The sequence below is a fragment of the Nostoc cf. edaphicum LEGE 07299 genome, from assembly GCF_015207245.1.
Taxonomy (GTDB): Bacteria; Cyanobacteriota; Cyanobacteriia; order Cyanobacteriales; family Nostocaceae; genus Nostoc; species Nostoc edaphicum_B.
In genome coordinates, this window is record NZ_JADEXF010000839.1 from 1 (window position 1) to 2,984 (window position 2,984).

Here is a 2,984-nt window from a genome sequence, read left to right on the forward strand (position 1 = left end):
GTATACGCGGTATCTGTGGTTAAAATAGTATATCTGTCATCAATTAGTTAATTTACTTAAATAATTCTTATGATAATAAGAATCACTAAATGACTAAAAACAAGTTATAGACTAGTATTGATGGAATCTAATTTCTAAAATATTCTCATTATCATAAGAAATCCGAATACCTACAATAAAGATTTCAAAAGCCTATCAATGCACATTATGAAGTTACAGTAAGAGTTTTAAAGTTTCCAGTATTTCTCTATGAGTAATATTACTTAAAATTATTATAATCACGGATATATAAAAGTGGTCAGATAGCTTAGAACATTGGAAGAGGCGATGCCTTGTGGAGCATCCGCCATGTGTAACTTGCTTTTGATTAAAGGATAGTGCAATTTTAGGGACGAAGAGGGTTAGCTAACGTCCCCAATTTGCATCTATCTCTTAAACTAAAGTCCGAATAAGTTCAAAAGATTAAAGATAACACCTAGAGGTCCAGTTATGGTATTGACGGTATCGCCAGTCTTAGCTGAACCAGATCGGTTGACTACTACAACGTCATTATTGCGGAGTATGGGATTAGTTTGCTCATTAATCCCAGCGGAGAAATCCACTTTTACTATACGTTTAGTGACAGAACCATTAGGGTTGAGGCGAATCAAATCAACAGCCTTACTACTAGCTCTGGCATCATTAAATCCGCCAGCAGCGAGTATAGCTTGATTTAAAGAGCTATTTGGTTGAACGTCTGTTAGACCTGGTTTTTTAACTTCGCCAACTACACCAACCTGAATCCGTGTAGGAGATAAAGTAGTGGTAGCTAATTGAGTCGCTTCTGCGGGGTTAATTTCAGTTGCCGTCGGAATAACAATCGTATCTCCGTCTTGCACAATGATGTCTTGATTGGCATCACCACTCTGTAAGAGTTGCCAAAGATTAATATCTATAGATTGTTCTGAGCCAGTTCTTGTAGGTCGACGTAGCTTGAGATTACGCACATCAGCTTGTGCTGTAATTCCGCCAGCTAATTGAATTACCCGTGTCACATTTGGTAAACCATTGGGAGTGGTAGTACCACTGTTAGGGGTTGCGCCCCCTTGTGCATCTGTGTTGGCTGGGGTGACAAGATACGAACCAGGACGGTTAACTTCACCAATAATTGTTACTGTGCGGGGTGTGGTTTGACTGGCGGCAAAGTTGGATGCAAATATATTGCGAGATTCTGCCACGTTGAAGTTGGTTGCTGTTGGCACAACTATAGTGTCTCCATCCCGCAAGGTAATATCCTGCGATAACTTACCTGTTTGAATGAGTTCTTTCAAATTGAGGGTGACAGCTTGCTCTGAAGAACGTCCTATTCTACGCCGTAATTCAACTTGAGTCACATCCGCAGCTAAAGTCACCCCCTGCGCTGTTGTTAATGCGGCTAATACAGTGGGGTATTGTACACCTGGATTGTTCCCGGCGCCTCCGCTCAAGTTTAGAGTGTAAGCTCCAGGACGTGTCACTTCTCCAGCAACAAAAATATTTATAGGACGAGGAGACAAGAGATTGACTGAGATTAAAGGGCGTTTGAGGAAGCGAGCATATCTTCTAGCTATTTCGTCAGAAGCTTGTTCAGTTGTTAGCCCTAGTACCGACACACTGCCAATTAAAGGTAGGTTGATTGCTCCACCTGGGGGAATTTGGTATTCACCTGTATATTCAGGTACTTCAAATACATTTACACGGATGAGATCGCCGCCTCCCAATGAATAATTAGTATCTAATTGTGTTTGTGTGATTGGTGGTTGTGTTGTTGGTGGTAATGGTTGTCCCTGAGCTAGACTGGCAGATGACACAGCGGCATTGACAGCAGTTAACAAAGCCATACCTACAGCTGGCTGAATTAGGATTTTAGACAAACTTTTGTTAAGCATATTTACCTGAGACTCTGAAACTACGATCAATAAAGTACTGTCTAAACATTTTTATTTTGACTATACCTAAGTATTCATGTTCCCCGACACTCTTATTTTCCTAGAAAAGTGTGATTTTCCGGAGGAAATTTGTTTATTGAAGTTAAATTTTTAGTGAAGTTAGCTTAAAGTTAATGTTGCTTGAATAGAGCAATATCAAAAAATTTAGGATTTACGCAATTAAACCCAGTTTCTATAAGAAACTGCCTGTTGGCTAACAATCAAGTAGTCACGAATAAATTTTTCTTGTCAAAGTTAATTTGATGACATTTAAAATCTGCAATGAGTAGTAAGGGACTACTAAAATTAGGAACAAGTTTATTAAATAAATACAAATAATCTTGAAAAGATGTCGGAATTTTATTTTTTGTGGATTGCGTTGGCAAAGAGAACTCAAAAAGGCAGAATTTTGGGTTTTGTTCTTCAAGCCAATCGGCAATTTACTATTTGGGAACAAGACTAATTCAAGGGGTTGTTTTTTCTTTGGATCTGTTGAATAAAAAATTCTTCTAGGGATTGACGTGACAAGTTAATGGCGATAATTTTACCTTCCATAAGACGAAGACTGGCAAGAAAATCATAGTAACCATCTTGTAGTGTACCGTGCCAGGAACCATCAGGCTCAAATATGAGAGTGGGTATCCATTTTTTGAGAATTTCCCAGTCACCACCTTGACCTTTTACTTGATATGTGTTGTTTACGCCTAAGAGTTCATTAAGGGAACCAGAGCAAATTAGTTCACCTTGAGCGAGGATGGCAATGCGATCGCAAATCTGTTCTACTTCACTAAGAACGTGGCTGTTGAAAAAAATCGTCTTTCCAGCAGCTTTTAGCGCCAGAATAATTTCCCGCATTTGGTAGCGCCCAACAGGATCAAGACCAGACATCGGTTCATCCAGAAAAACTAAATCTGGCTCGTTAATTAGTGCCTGTGCCATACCAACACGCTGTAACATTCCTTTAGAATAGCGGCGCAGGAGCTTTTTACGAGCATCAGCTTGGGATAAACCCACTAATTCTAGCAGTTGGGGAATGCG

Annotated in this window: 2 protein-coding genes; both read right to left on the bottom strand. The window is 39.6% G+C overall.

What is annotated here, in order from left to right:
- Positions 1 to 437: 437 nt before the first annotated feature.
- Positions 438 to 1,907: an SLBB domain-containing protein gene (locus IQ229_RS21460; RefSeq protein WP_194047196.1), complete on the bottom strand. Its 1,470-nt coding sequence runs from the start codon at positions 1,905 to 1,907 to the stop codon at positions 438 to 440.
- Positions 1,908 to 2,405: 498 nt separating this feature from the next.
- Positions 2,406 to 2,984 (bottom strand): ATP-binding cassette domain-containing protein (locus IQ229_RS21465; RefSeq protein WP_194047198.1); only part of this gene is annotated, 579 nt, incomplete at its 5' end.